12 protein-coding genes and 1 pseudogene are annotated in these 17,794 nt (G+C 39.3%); 8 read left to right on the top strand and 5 right to left on the bottom strand.

Annotated features, from left to right (window positions below):
• Positions 1 to 259: 259 nt before the first annotated feature.
• The 5 genes from H8744_RS07060 to H8744_RS07040 are packed head-to-tail and all read left to right on the top strand — an operon-like array spanning position 260 to position 9,635.
• Positions 260 to 3,589, top strand: a complete 3,330-nt coding sequence (locus H8744_RS07060; protein WP_262434174.1) for a SusC/RagA family TonB-linked outer membrane protein — start codon at positions 260 to 262, stop codon at positions 3,587 to 3,589.
• Between the two features lie 24 nt (positions 3,590 to 3,613).
• Positions 3,614 to 5,335, top strand: a complete 1,722-nt coding sequence (locus H8744_RS07055; RefSeq protein WP_262434173.1) for a RagB/SusD family nutrient uptake outer membrane protein — start codon at positions 3,614 to 3,616, stop codon at positions 5,333 to 5,335.
• Positions 5,336 to 5,350: 15 nt separating this feature from the next.
• Positions 5,351 to 6,556: a substrate import-associated zinc metallohydrolase lipoprotein gene (locus H8744_RS07050; protein WP_262434172.1), complete on the top strand. Its 1,206-nt coding sequence runs from the start codon at positions 5,351 to 5,353 to the stop codon at positions 6,554 to 6,556.
• A gap of 28 nt (positions 6,557 to 6,584) precedes the next feature.
• A complete protein-coding gene (locus H8744_RS07045; RefSeq protein WP_262434171.1) occupies positions 6,585 to 7,901 on the top strand; it encodes a DUF4302 domain-containing protein in 1,317 nt (438 codons plus the stop codon).
• 36 nt (positions 7,902 to 7,937) lie between these two features.
• A complete protein-coding gene (locus H8744_RS07040; RefSeq protein ID WP_262434170.1) occupies positions 7,938 to 9,635 on the top strand; it encodes a T9SS type A sorting domain-containing protein in 1,698 nt (565 codons plus the stop codon).
• A gap of 726 nt (positions 9,636 to 10,361) precedes the next feature.
• On the opposite strand, the gene H8744_RS07035 is transcribed toward H8744_RS07040, so the two are convergent.
• Positions 10,362 to 12,632: a M6 family metalloprotease domain-containing protein gene (locus tag H8744_RS07035; protein ID WP_262434169.1), complete on the bottom strand. Its 2,271-nt coding sequence runs from the start codon at positions 12,630 to 12,632 to the stop codon at positions 10,362 to 10,364.
• Positions 12,633 to 12,832: 200 nt separating this feature from the next.
• Here H8744_RS07035 and gcvH point away from each other — a divergent pair, with 200 nt between their 5' ends.
• From gcvH to H8744_RS07020, 3 genes are all read left to right on the top strand, one after another.
• On the top strand, positions 12,833 to 13,213 hold the full coding sequence (gene gcvH, locus H8744_RS07030) for a glycine cleavage system protein GcvH (RefSeq protein WP_262434168.1): 381 nt from the start codon (positions 12,833 to 12,835) through the stop codon (positions 13,211 to 13,213).
• A gap of 105 nt (positions 13,214 to 13,318) precedes the next feature.
• Complete coding sequence (gene purE / locus H8744_RS07025) at positions 13,319 to 13,828, top strand: 5-(carboxyamino)imidazole ribonucleotide mutase (RefSeq protein WP_262434167.1); 510 nt, start codon at positions 13,319 to 13,321, stop codon at positions 13,826 to 13,828.
• Positions 13,829 to 13,905: 77 nt separating this feature from the next.
• Positions 13,906 to 15,753: a 4-hydroxy-3-methylbut-2-en-1-yl diphosphate synthase gene (locus H8744_RS07020; protein ID WP_262434166.1), complete on the top strand. Its 1,848-nt coding sequence runs from the start codon at positions 13,906 to 13,908 to the stop codon at positions 15,751 to 15,753.
• A gap of 139 nt (positions 15,754 to 15,892) precedes the next feature.
• On the opposite strand, the gene H8744_RS07015 is transcribed toward H8744_RS07020, so the two are convergent.
• The 4 genes and pseudogenes from H8744_RS07015 to H8744_RS07005 all read right to left on the bottom strand — a co-directional run bounded on the left by H8744_RS07015 (position 15,893) and on the right by H8744_RS07005 (position 17,706).
• Positions 15,893 to 16,663, bottom strand: coding sequence for a carboxylesterase family protein (locus tag H8744_RS07015; protein ID WP_262434165.1), 771 nt, complete (start codon positions 16,661 to 16,663; stop codon positions 15,893 to 15,895).
• Positions 16,664 to 16,715: 52 nt separating this feature from the next.
• On the bottom strand, positions 16,716 to 17,027 hold the full coding sequence (locus H8744_RS07010) for a DUF1905 domain-containing protein (protein WP_262434164.1): 312 nt from the start codon (positions 17,025 to 17,027) through the stop codon (positions 16,716 to 16,718).
• Positions 17,028 to 17,085: 58 nt separating this feature from the next.
• Positions 17,086 to 17,244: pseudogene (locus H8744_RS18850) on the bottom strand (fibronectin type III domain-containing protein); the annotation flags it as partial.
• 264 nt (positions 17,245 to 17,508) lie between these two features.
• A complete protein-coding gene (locus H8744_RS07005; protein WP_262434163.1) occupies positions 17,509 to 17,706 on the bottom strand; it encodes a hypothetical protein in 198 nt (65 codons plus the stop codon).
• Between the last annotated feature and the right edge of the window lie 88 nt (positions 17,707 to 17,794).

Below are 17,794 nucleotides of genomic sequence, written 5' to 3'. Positions count from 1 at the left end.
CAAGTTTCATTTTTCAATAGTTCATTTATTGATACTGCCTCTTAGATTACATAATAATGTTAACAAACCAAAACCGAAAGCTTTATTTGGTTACATCTATGCAAAATTATCTAAAACAGATGCATATTAACTAACTTATTTTCATCTTATTTTAAAAACATTTATATCTTTGCCAAGTCCCATAAATGATAAACGGTAGTATATCAAATACATTATATAATAATAAGTCTACTATACAACAAGTTATCTAAAAATAATTATGAGAAAAGGATTATTTATCATCTTGCTCGTCTTGTTATCACCGCTTGCTCTAATGGCACAGCAGATGAAAATACAAGGAGTAGTTATCTCGGCAGAGGACGGAGAGCCAATCATCGGAGCATCCGTTACAGTAAAGGGAAATACCGGAATTGGTACAGTAACTGACTTGGACGGAAAATACTCATTGAGTATTCCTAAAAGTACTAAGAAAATTGTGATTTCGTACATCGGAATGAAAACGCAAGAAGCTACGCCATCAGGAAGTATGAAAATCACGCTTGAACCTGATGCCCAGCAACTGGATGAAGTTGTAGTTACCGGTATGCAAAAGATGGATAAACGATTATTCACAGGAGCGACAACGAAAATCAGTGCGGAAGATGCGAAGTTAGACGGTATCGCCGATGTCAGCCGTGCCTTGGAAGGACGTGCAGCCGGAGTATCCGTACAGAACGTTTCCGGAACATTCGGTACAGCACCAAAAATTCGTGTACGCGGTGCGACCTCTATCTATGGTAGCTCCAAACCTTTATGGGTTGTGGACGGAGTTATTATGGAAGAGTCTGTTGACGTTTCTGCAGATGACCTTTCTTCGGGCGATGCGGTTACACTTATCTCTTCTGCCATCGCTGGTTTGAATGCTGACGACATCGAAAGTTTTCAGGTTCTGAAAGATGGTTCCGCTACCTCTATTTACGGTGCGCGCGCTATGGCAGGTGTAGTTGTTGTTACTACCAAAAAAGGCCAAACAGGACGTAGTACCATCAATTATACGGGTGAATTTACCACACGTCTAAAACCCCATTACCGCAACTATAACATTTCCAATTCACAGGAACAAATGGGTATATATAAGGAAATGGCATCTAAAGGCTGGCTCGAGTTTGAGAATTTAGTTAACAGTACTTCCTCCGGTATTTATGGTAAAATGTACCAATTAATCTCAATGTATGACAAAACCACCGGTCAATTCGGTCTCCCCAATACAGAAGCTGCTAAAGAAGGCTATCTGCAACAAGCCGAATTCAGAAACACGGACTGGTTTGATTTACTTTTCAAGACAAATCTAGTACAAAACCACTCTGTCAGCATCTCTAACGGTACAGACAAAGCGAAGATGTATGCATCATTGTCTGCCATGTATGATCCGGGATGGACCAAATCCAGTTCCGTAGAACGTTACACGGCAAACATGAACGGGTCTTTTAAACTATCCAAATGGTTAACGGCAAGTATGTTGACCAGCGGATCTTATAGAAAGCAGTTAGCACCGGGTACGTTGAGCCAGGAAACAGACGTTGTTAGTGGTGAAGTAAAACGTAGTTTCGACATCAACCCGTTCAGCTATGCATTGAATACTTCACGTACTTTGGATGCTAATGATGTATATACACGTAACTATGCATCGTTCAATATTTTTGATGAGTTGGAAAATAATTATATCGAACTAGGAGTAACCGACCTCAAATTCCAAGGCGAATTGAATTGGAAGCCTATCCAAGGATTAGAGTTCAATGCATTAGGAGCTTTGAGATATCAGAAATCAACTAACGAACACTTCATCAAAGATCATTCTAATCAGGCAGAAGCATACCGTGCAGGAGTCAACGACCCCAGTATCATGTATAGCAATCCATACTTGTATCAAGATCCTGACAAACCTAACTCATTACCGGTATCTGTTCTTCCTGAAGGTGGTATGTATTTCCGTAATGATTATACAGTTCGTCAGATTGACTTCCGCGGTACTTTCCAATACAATAAAGTATGGAACGAAGACACCCACATTCTTAATGTATTTGGTGGAACGGAAATAAACTCTACTGACCGTAATTCCGTAGCATTTGAAGGTTGGGGATTCGTATACGACAATGGTGGAATCGCAGCACCAGATCCTAATTTATTCAAAAACCAAAAAGAAGAAAATTCGGTTTATTATTCTAATCAATGGGGATACACCCGTAGCGTTGCTTATTTTGCATCTGGTACTTATTCTTATAAAGGTCGCTATACATTGAACCTGACAGGTCGTTACGAAGGTACTAACAAGTTGGGGAAAACACGTAGCGCACGTTGGTTGCCGACATATAACATCGCTGCAGCGTGGAATTTACATGAAGAAGAATGGTTTAAGAAATGGGATCAGAATGCTCTTTCTCACTTAATGCTTAAAGGTTCTTATTCACTAACAGGTGACCGTGGACCATCTTCAATCTCAAATGCATTACCGATTTATTATTCTACAACACCGTGGCGTCCGACTGTTTCAGCTTATGAAACAGCGATCACTTTGGATAATATCGCCAACAAGGAACTGACTTATGAAAAGAAACACGAATGGAATTTTGGTGTTGAGGCAGGCTTTATTGATAATCGTATCAACGTTGCAGTCGATGCTTATAAACGTAACAACTACGATTTGATTGGTTTGATATATACTGAAGGAGCAGGTGGATTCATCGCCAAATACGCTAATATGGCAAGTATGAAATCACACGGTGTAGAATTCACGTTGTCTACAAAAAACATTCGTACTAAAGACTTCAATTGGAGTACTGACCTTACTTTCTCTTATGCCAAGAATAAGATTACAGAACTGGATTCACGTTCCAACGTACTCCAGCTCTGTTCTGGTAGCGGCTATGCAAAACAAGGTTATCCGGTACGCGCATTATTCTCTATCCCGTTTGTAGGATTGAACGATGAAGGTCTGCCACAATTCATCAATGAAAAAGGTGAAACGACCACATCTGATATTTACTTCCAAGAATATGAGAAACTGGACTTCTTGAAATATGAAGGTCCGACAGATCCTACCATCACCGGTGGATTCGGAAACTTGTTCAGCTATAAGAATTTCCGCTTGAATGTATTTATCACTTATTCATTTGGAAACAAGATTCGTCTTGATAATGCATTCTCAGCAGCCTATTCAGATATGAATTCTATGCCGAAAGAATTCAAAAACAGATGGACAATTCCGGGAGATGAAAACATTACTGACATCCCGACAATTGCAAGTAGACGTCAATACAAAAATGACCAGTATCTTTCTTACGCATACAACGCTTACAATTATTCTACGGCACGTATTGCCGATGGTGGTTTTATCCGTATGAAAGAGATCTCTCTAACGTATGATTTGCCAACCACTTTCTTAAAGAAGATCGGACTTTCTACAGCTTCCTTGAAAATACAAGGAACCAACTTATTCTTGATCTATGCTGACAAGAAGTTGAATGGACAGGATCCGGAATTCGTTAATTCAGGTGGTGTAGCAACTCCAATGCCTAAACAGTTTACATTTACAGTTAGATTTGGTATTTAAAATCCATAAACAAATTATTAAACTATGAAATTAAGATATATTTATATGACGGCAATCGCCGGATTGTCATTATCCTTGGCATCTTGCGAAGACTTTCTTGAAAAAGAGACAGATAACCGTATAGAGTTAGTAAACTCAAAACAAATCGTGCAACTATTGACTACCGGTTACTTTACTGGTAATTACGGTCCTATTTGCGAAACAAGTAGTGATAATGTGATGGACAACAATTCCCCTCACGTAGACGCGTTAGGTGACGGTAAAAAAACCGTATATTACAATTTGACTTCCTATAATCGTATGTACGATGAATTGTTCGCATTCGAACCTGTTAGATCATCTACTAGTACCGATAGCCCCTCCGCTGTATGGGAAGGTTGCTATAATGCCATCGCAACAGCTAATCACGCTCTGGAAGCCATAGATAAACTACGTAATGAAGGCAAAGTTGATGCCGCATTGAACGGTGCGGAAGGCGAAGCATTATTGATTCGTGCTTACAACCATTTCCTGCTTGTTAACATTTTCTCTCAAGCTTACCGGAACCCGACTTTAAGCAAAAATGATATCGGTATTCCTTACGTGACTAAACCTGAAACAGAAGTGTTAGTACACTATGACCGTGGCAATGTAGCCGATGTATATGCTAAGATACGGGAAGATTTGGAAAAAGGATTGAAATTAGTCACAGATGACATTTATGCAGATGGCCAAGCTAGAAAATTCCACTTCAACGAAAAAGCAGCACATGCTTTTGCCGCACGTTTCTACCTGTATATTCGCGAATATGATAATGTCATTAAACATGCCAACATCGTATTGGGCGAAACAGAAGAATCAGCTTTGGCATGTCTTCCTGACTGGGAACCGTTTGCAAAATGTACTACTGGTAGTGACTTTGCCAACGCTTGGCTAAATCCAGAATCTCCTAATAATCTATTGCTAGTTTCTACTTACTCTACTGCATGGCGTGGAATGGCCAGTAGCGTTCGTTATGCCTGTAATGGTGACATAGCTAAAGCCACATTATATTCATTCTCTCCCACATGTAGCTTAGCTCCGGCTCCTTGGTTAAGTAATTCAGGTCTGTTTATCAATGGTAAGCAAGACTGGGGATTGCTTAGTGGAAAAGGTGTAGAAATGTTTGAATATACAGACAAAGTAGCTGGTATTGGTTATCCACATATCGTACGCCGCGAATTTACAAGTGCAGAAACATTACTCTGTCGTGCCGAAGCCAAAATATTGAAAAAGAATCCTGATTTTGAAGGTGCCGTAGCAGATCTAAGAGCATACGACAAAAATCATCAGATCCTTCCAACTCCGGGAGTTGAAAAATATTTCAATAGAGATGGAGAATTATCTTCAGAACTGATCAAAACATATTACACGAAAGAAAAGAATCCTTTGGTAGTATTAGATTATAACACTTCATTAATGGATCCTGAATTCGTTATCAGTGAAGAAGCCAAGCCCTATTTTGATTGCATGATGGACTTCCGTCGCATTGAAACCATTGGGGATGGAACCCGCTTTTTCGATGTAAAACGTTTAGGATTGGAGTATTCTCACATCATTGGCAAAAGTGCAACAGTGGAAACATTAACATGGAATGATCCCCGTCGCGCTATTGAAATACCTCAAGAAGTTCAAGCTGCCGGTGTTGAATCATCTTACGCAAAAGTACCTGCTGCAACAGCGCCTGCTGCTAGTAAAGTATCCAAATCAGAAGTAAAAAGTAATTAAATAAAAAATACGATAATGAAAAAGTCTATTATTTTTATATTCCTTTCCATTCTTATTGGAAGCAGCCTTTTTACAGCTTGTTCCGATGATGAATTAGGACCAACCATTTTTGACGCGACAGTAAGACCATTGGACCGTACTCAATATTCATTCCCGTTAGACAGTTTCGTAGAAGCGAACTACCGTCAGCCCTATAATCTCCGGTATATTTATCGGATGGAGGATATCAGTGCCGATATGGACTACAATCTTATACCTTGTACTTACCAAAAAAGTAAAGAGGTAGCTGTATTGGCAAAATATCTTTGGTTTGATATTTATGCAAAGCTACAAACACCGGAATTCTTGAAAATGTATGCTCCGCGCATCCTGCACATCATCGGTTCACCGGCATATAATCCGAGTAGTGGAACTATGACTTTGGGTGAAGCCAGTGGAGGTAAAAAAATTACTTTCTACCGGGGTAATTCTATTGACGTCAACAACATTGATAGTTTAAATGAATTATTCTTTAAAACGATGCATCATGAATTCTCTCATATTTTGCAACAGACTAAAGTCACACCTACTGAATTCAATACGTTGTCATCTGGTCAATACGACTCTTTTGCATGGCAGGATAGAAATGACTCACTTGTTCTTTCATTAGGCTTCGTTACTCCTTATGGTAGTTCACAAGCCACAGAAGACTGGGTGGAAGTAATAGCCAACTACATCGTGAAAGACAGCATAACTTGGAACGGTATGTTGAATACAGCCACTTACGGCTGGGAGGTGGTAATGGTTGATGTTGACAAATTCGATCCGGAACTTGAAACCAGAACTTTCAAAAACGATGTAAAACAAGCGGGCAGTGATGCATATGCACAATATGAAGTATACCGCAAGACAATCGTTCGGGATGAAAATGGAGATCCTATCAAAGATGAAAATGGTAAATTGCAATATATCGATGAAGACGGTGTAGATGGAAAAGCATTAATCCTTCAAAAGTTAGATATGGCTCGCAACTGGATGAAAACTTCTTTCGGACTTGACTTAGACCAATTGCGCAAAGAAGTACAAACTCGTCAATATCTTACTGATGAAAAAGGAGAATTCGTTTTGCGAGATGGTAAGTTTGTCAACCGCCTTGTCGAACCTCTACATATCGGAAGCTCTGAAACTTTAATGGATTCATTATTGTATCAGGTAGATAAATTTAAAGAGTTGCAAAACTAAAATAATTATGATAATCAAAAGACTGAATATGAAAAGATTTGCGTTATTTTTTGCTTTGTCTGCCCTATTCCTTACTTCGTTTAATTCATGTAAAAATGAAGAGGAGGATCTTTTCGACCAGACATCGGCTCTTCGGCTTGAAGCTGCCAAAAAAGACTATACAGCATTGCTTACCAGCGCAAGCAATGGATGGGTTATGGAATATTTTGCTACTGAAAAATACAAAGGTTATACTATGTTAGTTAAATTCAATTCTGACGGCTCCGTTAAATTTGCGGCCAAAGACGATCTTACTTCTAACAAGTATACTGAAGAAGAGGGTTCTTTATGGGAAATGATTTCTGACAATGGACCGGTTTTAACATTTAATACTTCCAATTCTTTATTACATCGTTTTTCCAGCCCAGAAGACATTCCTTCGACTTCCAAAGATGATGAACAGGGATTAGGGTATGAAGGTGACTATGAGTTCATTATGGTGAGCCCAACTACAAATAAAGACGCAGTAATGTTGAAAGGGAAAAAACGCGGTATGTATATTCCTCTCACACGTTTGAGTGAAGACCAAAATTGGGAAGATTATTTTGCCAAACAAGAAGCACTAAAAGAAAAAGTATTTGGAGAGAGTATAAACCCTGTGTTACTTGCACTAGGAGACAAAAATTATGAGATACATGAGATCAATAGTGGAATGGCTAAATATATCCCGGAAGGCGGAGATATCATCACAGATGCTGAGGAAAGATCAGTAGCTTTTACATCCAACGGATTTCGTTTAATCAAACCAATTACAGAAAATGATCATTCTGTTCAGAATTTCGTATACGATGAGAATAATGATATATTCACCTGCACAGATGATCAAGAAGCAAGTATAAGAGGCGTTGCCAAATTTCAATTTATATGGCAACAACTGACCTTGTCTGAAAAGCCCAAATCATTAACTTTTAATGCAAGTTCAGAAATGTCAAGCAAATTCTCTGCAGTTTTTCAGCCAATAGTTGAATCATTTAAGGAAATAAAGTATTCTGTGACGAGTTTCGCGTTTATCCCCAATGGCACAGACTTAAGTTTAAAATTAACAGTCAGAACCAATAAGGGAGGTGCATTATCAGGGAATTATTATTACACAACAAAAGGGAACAATGATGAACTGAATATCACATATAAAGATGCAGATGCGACTGGAAATAATCTTTTGAAATTTAATGTTGAACCTTTTGTAAAAACAACAATGTCACGTGAGTTTGAGCTAGCGGCAGATAAATCAAACATGAATCTAGAAACCATCAAATTAGTGGACAAAAATGATCCGGAGCTTTGGGTTATAGCTACTTTAAAATAAATAATTAATAATTGTTTCACATAAAAAAAGGAAATCATGAATAAGAATTTTTTATTTTCTACAGCTTTGATGGCAATAGCTACTGTGGCATCAGCACAGTCTTTGTCTCAGGCAGATGTACAAGTTACTACACCATCTACAGAGAAAGTGAGTGTACTTAAAGTAAAGGCTACCACTCCTATAGCAACATCAAAACAGGAAGCCTCAACAAGAGCAAATGGAGTATCCTACCTTAATCCTGATGGAACATATTGGTTGGGAATAAACATAGAAGGAGCAGGTTATAAGGCTGACCTCCTTCATGTACCGGCTTGGCAGATATTGACATTCAAAAACACATCTGATGAGCCACTCAAAACCAAATGGTCAATCAACGGCAATGATGTCAGCCAAAACGTAACAAGTGAGGGAAATTTAGAATATTATTATATAAATCCTGCAGCCAAAACAGACGCTGCTTTTTATCTTCCCACACTGAAAAGTAATTCAGGGAACCACTCATTTACTTTAGGAGAGTCCAACACAACAGGAAGTGCAGTAAAGACTTTCGGAAATGCAGAGACTACCTTATGTACAACCGCAAAGGGTGGTATGACTCCTATTTGGTCAGACACTAAAGGTTATATATTTGGCTCTGACACTGAAATAAATGAAACAGGAGAGATAATAGAGTCTATTGTTGTATCATCGCCTCAACCTGCTGCATCATTATGCGTATCTAATATTCTGTACCATGTTTATTCTAAATCAAATACTCCTCTATCATCAGGAGCCAAAATGACATTGAAAATCGTGGAAGCAAAAGCCAATGATAAAGGAGTTTACCTTCCTACAGATAATGTTTTGTATGAAATGACAGCAGAGGAGAAAGATGTTTTAGACGGAGGTCTTTTCAGTGATCTTACCACCTACGCACTTGTCTTTAGTAACAAAGTATATGATCCGGCTACAGAGTCTATGATTGAAGAACCACTTACTTTAGATAAACCATTTTCCCTAGTACTCAGCGGATTCAATCAAAAAGGAGTTGACATGGGTTTAATAGCAACACAATTCCCAGAAGGAGAAGTTCTTAACTCACATATGACCATTCCAAGCGAAGAGGGAATGTTCTATAGCTACGGTTCTTTCAATGTTGCTGTCATGATTACAGGCTATTTTAACGGCATTCAGGTAGATGACCGTATAAATGTTTTAAAAGCTCCAGACGAAGGAGGTATAGCAACAGCAACCTATGAAGGAGGTGAAATTGAATATGCAGCTGTAACTACAAGCCAAAACTGGATTGAAGAATATGATTTCGGTTTTGAACCTGAGTTACCAAGCTGGATATCTTGGGAACTAGATAATTCTTATCGTGAAGAAGATGGATATTACGCTTTAACATTTACTTGTGAACCGTCAGAAGGTCAAGATCGTAATTGGACAGGACATATAACTGGATTCGGAGGTGTCAAATCAGATAATACCATTACAATTTATCAAGGAAAGTACACAGGTATCAATGATGCTGTTACTAATAACAATATTAAAGTATCAACAAACGAGGATTCGTTTATCCTGTCATATATGGAAGGAATAAACAACGTAAATATTGTGAACATTGCAGGCCAAACTATAGCAACTTATGAATTACCTGCTAGTGGTCAGTTTACAATCCCTGCTGCAAATTTGAGTAAAGGAATCTATTTACTTAAATTCAATAACAACCAAACTATCAAAGTTGTAAAATAAGCCTTTACAACAGCTGATCTTGAATTTTATTTAAGAAGAGAGCGATGCACTTTTGAAGTGCAATCGCTCTCTTTTTTTATAATAAACCAAGAAATTCAACAATTATTGAAAGGTTTTGAAAATCTCATACATGTCATTATTTTCCATCTATATTCCAACAGATGAGCTACAATACATCCCACATAATACAACATATATGCATTAAGGAACTCCATTTTCATAATTTCTCAGCTTCCTCTCTTCCTAGGTATTCATATAACGCTAATTACAATATAAATTTAATCCTTATCTGATTATCTATATTTACTGAGAAATAGTATGCTTTGTGCTACCGTTGAACTGTTCTAAACAATCTCCTTTATCTGTAGGAGTTACTTCCCAATAATATATTCTTACAATACTGCAACAATCTTATTAAAATTGAGAGTCTCAGAATAGCGATATCACTTTATTCTGCAAATAAAAATTAGACTCATAAACGTTACCACCAACCTTTCCAAATTTCAGGCTGGATATCTTCTTGATTCTATCTCACAATATATCTTATGCCATCGATTAGATACTTCTAACAGTCAAAATATGTTAGTAACATCTATTCACCCACTATAATAAATCGTATTAAATGAACAAAAATGCCAAATGATGCTTACTTCTTCATCATTTGGCATTACATTCTTTACACTAAGTATTACAAGTAATACAAAGAACAAATAATAATAGTGTATTCTAATAGATAACCTTAGCTATCTTTCCATTACAATTAATAATATACAATCCTTTCTCCTGTAACGAAATTTCAGCTCTCCCACTTTGCAGTTTTGCATTCTCAACTAATACACCACTGGCAGAATAAATCCAAACATCTGAAGAAATATCTTCACCAGTTTCAATTATAATCTTCCCATCATTACAATATACTTTCCAAGACATATCTTCTGCAAATTCCTGTGATATACCTGTATTTATTTTGGATACATAAGTCAATGTAAAATCGTCCAGATAACATTTTTCAGTAGTACTACCTTTGTACAAAACTACTTGATAAAGAGAAGGTACATCTAAATTAATATTGTATTTCAACAAAGCAGATTTACCCGGAGCGACTGTTGCCAGAGTTTCTCCTGATTCAGTCTTAGCAGTAGTCCAAATCTTTCCTCCTCCAGTTGAATACTGCAAGCGAACTTGAGCAGTTACTTTAGTAGGATTCCAAAACATAAAAGAAGCCGTCTTCACCTCTATATCTACTGGAGTAGTCGACGTTAATTGAGCTTTCTGTAGCATCCCTATCGAGCGATTACCATGAGCTAACGCACTACCAGGTTCCTGTATAAATGCCTGTTTGAGATTCCAATTACTGAATACCCCTTCAATATCAGTTGCATTTTGATCAGTGACATCCATACCCTCAAAATCTTCTAAGTACACCTGTTCAGCAAAGTCACCAGTTTTAAAACTGATCAGACCTTCACTTTCTTTTATATCAAAGATACTAATGGGAGTTTCGCTACCCTTCCATGAAGCCAACGCCCCACTTCCAGTCAGATAAGTAATTTTATTTTTTCCTGGATACGGATCCGTTGGCGAATCGGTTCCACCGGGAGTAGCACGCACAAGTTCAAAATACTGATGCGAAGGATTAATATTTACCGCATTATTGACCCAAGCATAAGTACTTGTCGAATCGACACGATAGACAAGCATTCCATGTCCCGGTAAAAATCTATCCCAACCTTCAAGTTGACGATTTTCAATTAAGAAGAACTCTTTATTTACAGCGGAATTAATCCGATAACCTTCATGGGCAGAGTTCTGCGGCTTTAAGCTATGGTTTCCTTCTCCATCTATCAATTTAGGCATCACCCAACCGGATGCATATTTTTCATAAATAGTATAACCAGTCGGAGTACGTCCATAATTAGAATAACTACCACCAGACATAATAGACCAAATTCCCGGATGATTAGTCTCACCACCGCTACTGTCATAGTCAGTATCATATAAATCGGGAAGTCCCAATACATGACTGAACTCATGGCAAATAGTACCGATGCCATCTAACATCTTTTCTTTTTCCAATCCATAGAGTTCTGTAGAACAAGCATACCTTCCTAAATAGATGCCATCCAATTTAAACTGTGAGAAGGAAAATGCATGCGGCCAAAGATATTTAGAATTATTACCACCAACATTAGAGCCTGCACCAGCAAATATGAAATAAACCATATCCACTTTTCCATCACCATCTGAATCATATTTGCTAAAATCCACTAGAGGATCTGCTGCTCTACATGCAGCCTTCATAATAGTGGTCGCATTGCTCGTCTGATTTACATATGTCTGACTATAATCAATTTTAACCGGACCTACCACATCAAATTCTGGATCGAATTTACCTTCCGAATTTTCGTAGAAATAATCTCGGACACTTCCTGTATATTCTATATGCTTACCATTGTCATCGTATCCTGTATAATTTCTTTTATTCATCATATCAGTGAACAAAGTGTTAAGGTCATCACGTGTAAACCCACGATCATTATATTCTACCAAAATCACCAATCCACGGTAATTATCAAGACCGGAAGCGTTTGCCCTTGTCATCAAGCCATCTTCACCATAACCGGCATTGGCAGCAACACGCAAAGCCGTTGCCTTTGCATTATCGGCAGCCACAATATTTTTACCAACTTTAGACAAATAACTTTGCTCATCTACAGAGCGATAAGCCGCATCCTTTGCAACATAAGAAGTAGGTACAAGTGAACCGTTTTTCAGATCGGCATACACATAATAGCCATCCTCGTTAAGCACAACCGTATAGCCGTCTTCGGTAGACATACGATTCATAAATTCATCTCCATGCATACGAATTACAACAGAGCTTCCATCCGGTTGAGTCACCTTAACAGGGTACGGATAAGCCGGAACCGCTTTCACTAGGGCCGGACACAATAGTAGAACAATAACCCAAGAAATTAAAATTAGATTTTTCATCATATATTAAATTAATAAATATTGGTTACAAAAATAAGATGAATCATATTATCAATAAATTTAATTATTTGCAAAAATACAATTTTTATGCATAATTGAGCCGAATTCAGCAACAAAATCAGTGTAATTATCGACATAGAACATTATTTTATCTATCTTTGCGTCACAGGAGAAATAAATTCAAACGTTAAAAACTAATTATTATGAATTTCCCGCAAAATTTGAAGTACACAAGCGAACATGAATGGATTCGCATTGATGGCGACATTGCCTATGTAGGTATTACCGATTATGCTCAGGAACAATTGGGTGATATCGTTTTCGTTGATATCCCAACTGTAGGAGAGACTTTGGAAGCCAATGAAACCTTCGGAACTATTGAAGTAGTTAAAACTATTTCGGATCTTTTCCTCCCGGTAGCCGGTGTTATCATGGAACAGAACGATGAGTTGGAAGAAAACCCGGATTTGGTAAATAAAGATCCGTATGGAAAAGGTTGGTTGATAAAAATGAAACCGACTCGTATGGAAGATATCGATAATTTGCTGGATGCCGAAGCATATAAAGAAGTGATTAATGGCTAATAAAAAGTAATTGATCGTTAATATCTGATTGGCTGCGCAAATACAATTAAACAATGTAATTGCGCAGCCAACTTGTAAATATCAAACTATAAAATCTTAAAAAGAATGACTCCAATTGTTAGTATCATCATGGGTAGCACCTCAGACCTTCCGGTTATGGAGAAGGCAGCGCAACTGCTCAATGATTTGCATGTACCGTTCGAAATCAATGCTCTTTCAGCACACCGTACCCCCGAAGCTGTGGAAGAGTTTGCAAAGAATGCTCGTTCACGAGGCATTAAGGTGATCATTGCCGCTGCCGGAATGGCTGCTGCATTGCCCGGTGTTATTGCCGCCAATACGACCCTGCCGGTCATCGGTGTACCCATCAAAGGATCTGTACTCGACGGAGTAGACGCTCTCTATTCCATCATCCAGATGCCTCCCGGAATCCCCGTAGCTACCGTAGCCATTAACGGAGCCATGAATGCAGCGATTCTCGCGGTACAAATCCTTGCACTTAGCGATGCTGCTCTTGCTGAATCTTTCGCGGCCTACAAAGAAGGATTGAAAAAGAAGATAGTAAAAGCTAATGAGGATTTGAAAGAGGTAAAATTTGAATATAAAACAAACTGATTGAGAAGTAAAGGAGAATGAAATATTTAGAAAGATATTTATCTCTTAGTTTTTAACTTTTAGCTCTTAACTTTTTTATGGATCTATTTAATTATTCCCGGAGAGAAACATCAGAAGTAAATATTGGAGCCGTTCCGTTGGGTGGTTCCAATCCTATCCGCATACAGTCGATGACTAATACATCGACACAAGACACAGAGGCTAGCGTAGAACAAGCTAAACGCATTGTGGATGCAGGAGGTGAATATGTGCGCCTGACAACTCAAGGTATCAAGGAAGCGGAGAACCTGATGAATATCAATATCGGTTTGCGCAGCCAGGAATACATGGTACCGTTGGTAGCAGATGTCCATTTCAATCCTAAAGTGGCAGATATTGCCGCACTTTATGCAGAAAAGGTGCGCATTAATCCGGGAAATTATGTAGATCCCGGGCGCACCTTCAAGCAACTGGAATATACGGACGAAGAATATGCAAAAGAGTTGCAGAAAATACGTGACCGCTTCATTCCATTCCTGAACATTTGCAAAGAAAACAATACCGCTATCCGTATCGGAGTCAACCACGGCTCACTCTCCGACCGCATTATGTCCCGTTATGGCGATACTCCGGAAGGCATGGTCGAATCGTGCATGGAGTTCCTGCGCATCTGTGTTGCAGAGAATTTCAAAGATGTCGTAATATCCATAAAAGCGTCCAATACGGTAATCATGGTACGGACCGTCCGCCTGCTGGTTGCTGTCATGGAAAAAGAAGGCATGTCGTTCCCCCTTCATTTGGGAGTAACTGAAGCGGGAGACGGAGAAGACGGGCGCATCAAGTCCGCACTCGGCATCGGTGCTTTGCTTGCCGATGGATTGGGAGATACGATTCGCGTTTCACTGAGTGAAGAGCCGGAAGCTGAGATCCCAGTCGCACGCAAATTGGTCGATTACATCGTCACCCGGAAAGACCATCCTTTTATTCCGGGAATGCAAGCACCTGAATTCAACTATTTATCTCCTTCCCGAAGAAAGACAAAAGCCGTACGCAATATCGGTGGAGACAACCTTCCCGTGGTACTTGCCGACCGCATGGACGGAAAAACAGAAGTAAGCCCGGAATTCAAGCCAGATTATATCTATGCCGGACGGGAACTCCCTGCCATACGCGAATCCGGTGTTGAGTACATCCTTGATGCAGACATCTGGAATGGTGAAGAAGGGACATGGCCGGCATTCAATTACCTCCAACTCTCACTGTTGGAAACCACCCGGGCAGAACTGAAATTCCTGTTTTTACCCTATATGGCACTGACCGATGAAGTGATTGCTTGCCTGAAAAAGCATCCGGAAGTAGTTATCATTTCCCAAAGCAATCATCCGAACCGCACGGGGGAACATCGCGCGCTGGTACATCAGTTAATAACGGAAGAATTAAAAAATCCTGTCCTGTTTTTCCAGCACTATACGGAAGACCATGCAGAGGATTTACAAATAAAATCTGCTGCCGACATGGGAGCGCTTATTTTTGACGGACTGTGCGATGGCATCTATCTATTCAACCAAGGTTCCCTGAGCCATGCCATCATTGATGCCACCGCTTTCGGTATTTTACAAGCGGGACGTATCCGCACTTCAAAAACGGAGTATATCTCATGCCCCGGTTGTGGACGAACCTTGTTTAATCTGCAAAACACGATTGCCCGGATCAAAGCAGCTACTTCACACTTGAAAGGATTGAAAATCGGCATTATGGGATGTATCGTGAATGGCCCCGGAGAGATGGCTGACGCAGATTATGGTTATGTGGGCGCAGGTCGTGGCAAAGTAAGCCTCTACAAACAGAAGAACTGCATCGAGAAGAATATTCCGGAAGAGGAAGCGGTAGAAAGATTAATTGAACTGATCAAAGCAAACGGAGACTATAAAGAACCTGAGAAATAATCAGATTATTTCAGACACGGATTAGGCGACTTTAGTAAATTAAGAACCACGTAATCCGCGTCTGAAAATTATATTTTAATAGTAACTATTACTTCTGACATAAAAGAGTTTACGGAGACGATCGCTTACCTCCTAATATCTATTCCTTTTTCTGGCTAAACAGCCAATCCATAAATCCCGGATAATTGAATGCCGGAGTCCAACTGCCATGATTGCATCCGGGAAACTCAATATATTCCACATCCGCACCTGCTGCCTTTAAAGCACGATAAGCTTCACGCGAACCTTCAACGGTAACAATATCATCAGCATCTCCGTGAAAGATACGGAACTTCACATCTTTCGCAGCAGCTAAACGCGCAGGATTAACAGAGCCGCAGATAGGAATAGCAGCAGCAAAGATTTCAGGGAAACGGACAGCCAAATCATACGTACCCATCCCACCCATTGAAAGGCCGATAATATAAACCCGGTCCTTATCCACTTCGGGCATAGCAAGATAAGTGTCCAACAACTCTTTCAATGTGATGAAGATCGGACACATCTCCTGTCCTACCGGCATCTCAGACGGTACTAAAGATGCAGGACGGGAAGCGAATCCCCAATATTTATCTTCCGGGCATTGCGGCATCAGGACAAATGCCGGATGTTCTTCCCGGTTCACCGGATTGAGAAACATCTGTCCACCATGCGTCAATTGTTTTTCGTTATCCTTTCCACGCTCTCCGGCACCGTGCAGGAACAGGACAAGGGGATATTTCTTTCCCGGCTTTTCCACTTCCGGACGAAGCAGGCGGTAATTCAACGAATCTCCCTGAACGGAAACAAACACTTTCTTCTGATAGGTTTCCTGCGCAGATATAGTGACTACGCAATAAAATAGGAGCAACAAACTAACTAATTTTCTCATATAGTATTAATATTAAAGATGAGGGTTAAACATCCTCAGTCACAGAATTTAATCAAATAAAAACAACTACATCCACTATTTTATCAGGGACTATATTTTCCTTTTTCCGGATCTCAGCCTTGAGAGGAAGCATGTAAATTTCTTGTTTCGTATCAAACCAAATGGAAGTTCTCCATTCACTATTACCAATTCTTGCAGTTACCTTCATCCGTCCCCAGCCTTCTTCAAACTTCTTAAAATTGTCCCGTATCTCTATTGACATGTCCTTCGGAAGTGAAACAATAGTCCAGCCGGGTATCTCTACCGATGACGAATATTGATAAACTTTCGCTGTGAACTGGTATTTTACTCCTTTACTTTCCATTTTACGTACCGCTAGGAATTGATAAACGACTGAGATGGAAATAAAAGGTATATAAACGCTACTCTATATATTTTATTTCCGAGCGTAAAGATACTCCATTTCCATTAAACGCCTCCACGCAAAAGCAATAATCCTGATCGGTAGTCAATGATTTTATCAACAATTCATGAGTACCATAAACCAGCCATGAACTGTACAGCTTGTCGGGGCAATTCCCCAAAATAACGGAAAGTCCTCTGCTGCAGCAATGTCATCAGTTCCTCATCCGAGATACATTCAAATTTATCACTCTGATAATAAGTATACAACAGCAAAAAAGTTAAGATGTATTTCATATAAAGCACTATCTCCAAATTAAAAACATCCGGATGTTTTATATAAGAACATCCCCATGTTTCGACATACAACATCCCCATGTTATTATATAAAACATCCGGATGTTCTTACAATTTATCTAACTAATTAAAAGATTATTCTCCCGTTATCCTTTCTCATTAGAAAGCCTGCGAACGTCTTCTGCATTAATAGCTTTATCGCAGAAGTGGAACTGATCCATCAGTCCCGGATAAGTACCCTCCCAGTCGGGAGACGTTGTTGCAGAGGTCAGACTTGGATTCGGAGAGAAAATGGAATCGGATTCCCTTCCCCGTGGCAAGGAATACCCGAAAAAGAAAACCACAGATAGTCCTTCGATGATATTGAAAGATTACCTGTGGTTATGTAGATTTACATTGTTTCAGTTTCTTCTTGTTAAAGATGAAATTCAG

It is taken from the genome of Jilunia laotingensis, assembly GCF_014385165.1.
Taxonomy (GTDB): Bacteria; Bacteroidota; Bacteroidia; order Bacteroidales; family Bacteroidaceae; genus Bacteroides; species Bacteroides laotingensis.
This window is presented reverse-complemented; position numbering and strand designations above follow the sequence as displayed.

Coding starts and splice junctions, on each gene's coding strand:
- H8744_RS07020 (WP_262434166.1), top strand. CDS start 13,906: ATGGATCTATTTAATTATTCCCGGAGAGAAACATCAGAAGTAAATATT.
- H8744_RS07045 (WP_262434171.1), top strand. CDS start 6,585: ATGAAAAGATTTGCGTTATTTTTTGCTTTGTCTGCCCTATTCCTTACT.
- purE (WP_262434167.1), top strand. CDS start 13,319: ATGACTCCAATTGTTAGTATCATCATGGGTAGCACCTCAGACCTTCCG.
- gcvH (WP_262434168.1), top strand. CDS start 12,833: ATGAATTTCCCGCAAAATTTGAAGTACACAAGCGAACATGAATGGATT.
- H8744_RS07035 (WP_262434169.1), bottom strand. CDS start 12,632: ATGATGAAAAATCTAATTTTAATTTCTTGGGTTATTGTTCTACTATTG.
- H8744_RS07060 (WP_262434174.1), top strand. CDS start 260: ATGAGAAAAGGATTATTTATCATCTTGCTCGTCTTGTTATCACCGCTT.
- H8744_RS07040 (WP_262434170.1), top strand. CDS start 7,938: ATGAATAAGAATTTTTTATTTTCTACAGCTTTGATGGCAATAGCTACT.
- H8744_RS07015 (WP_262434165.1), bottom strand. CDS start 16,663: ATGAGAAAATTAGTTAGTTTGTTGCTCCTATTTTATTGCGTAGTCACT.
- H8744_RS07055 (WP_262434173.1), top strand. CDS start 3,614: ATGAAATTAAGATATATTTATATGACGGCAATCGCCGGATTGTCATTA.
- H8744_RS07010 (WP_262434164.1), bottom strand. CDS start 17,027: ATGGAAAGTAAAGGAGTAAAATACCAGTTCACAGCGAAAGTTTATCAA.
- H8744_RS07050 (WP_262434172.1), top strand. CDS start 5,351: ATGAAAAAGTCTATTATTTTTATATTCCTTTCCATTCTTATTGGAAGC.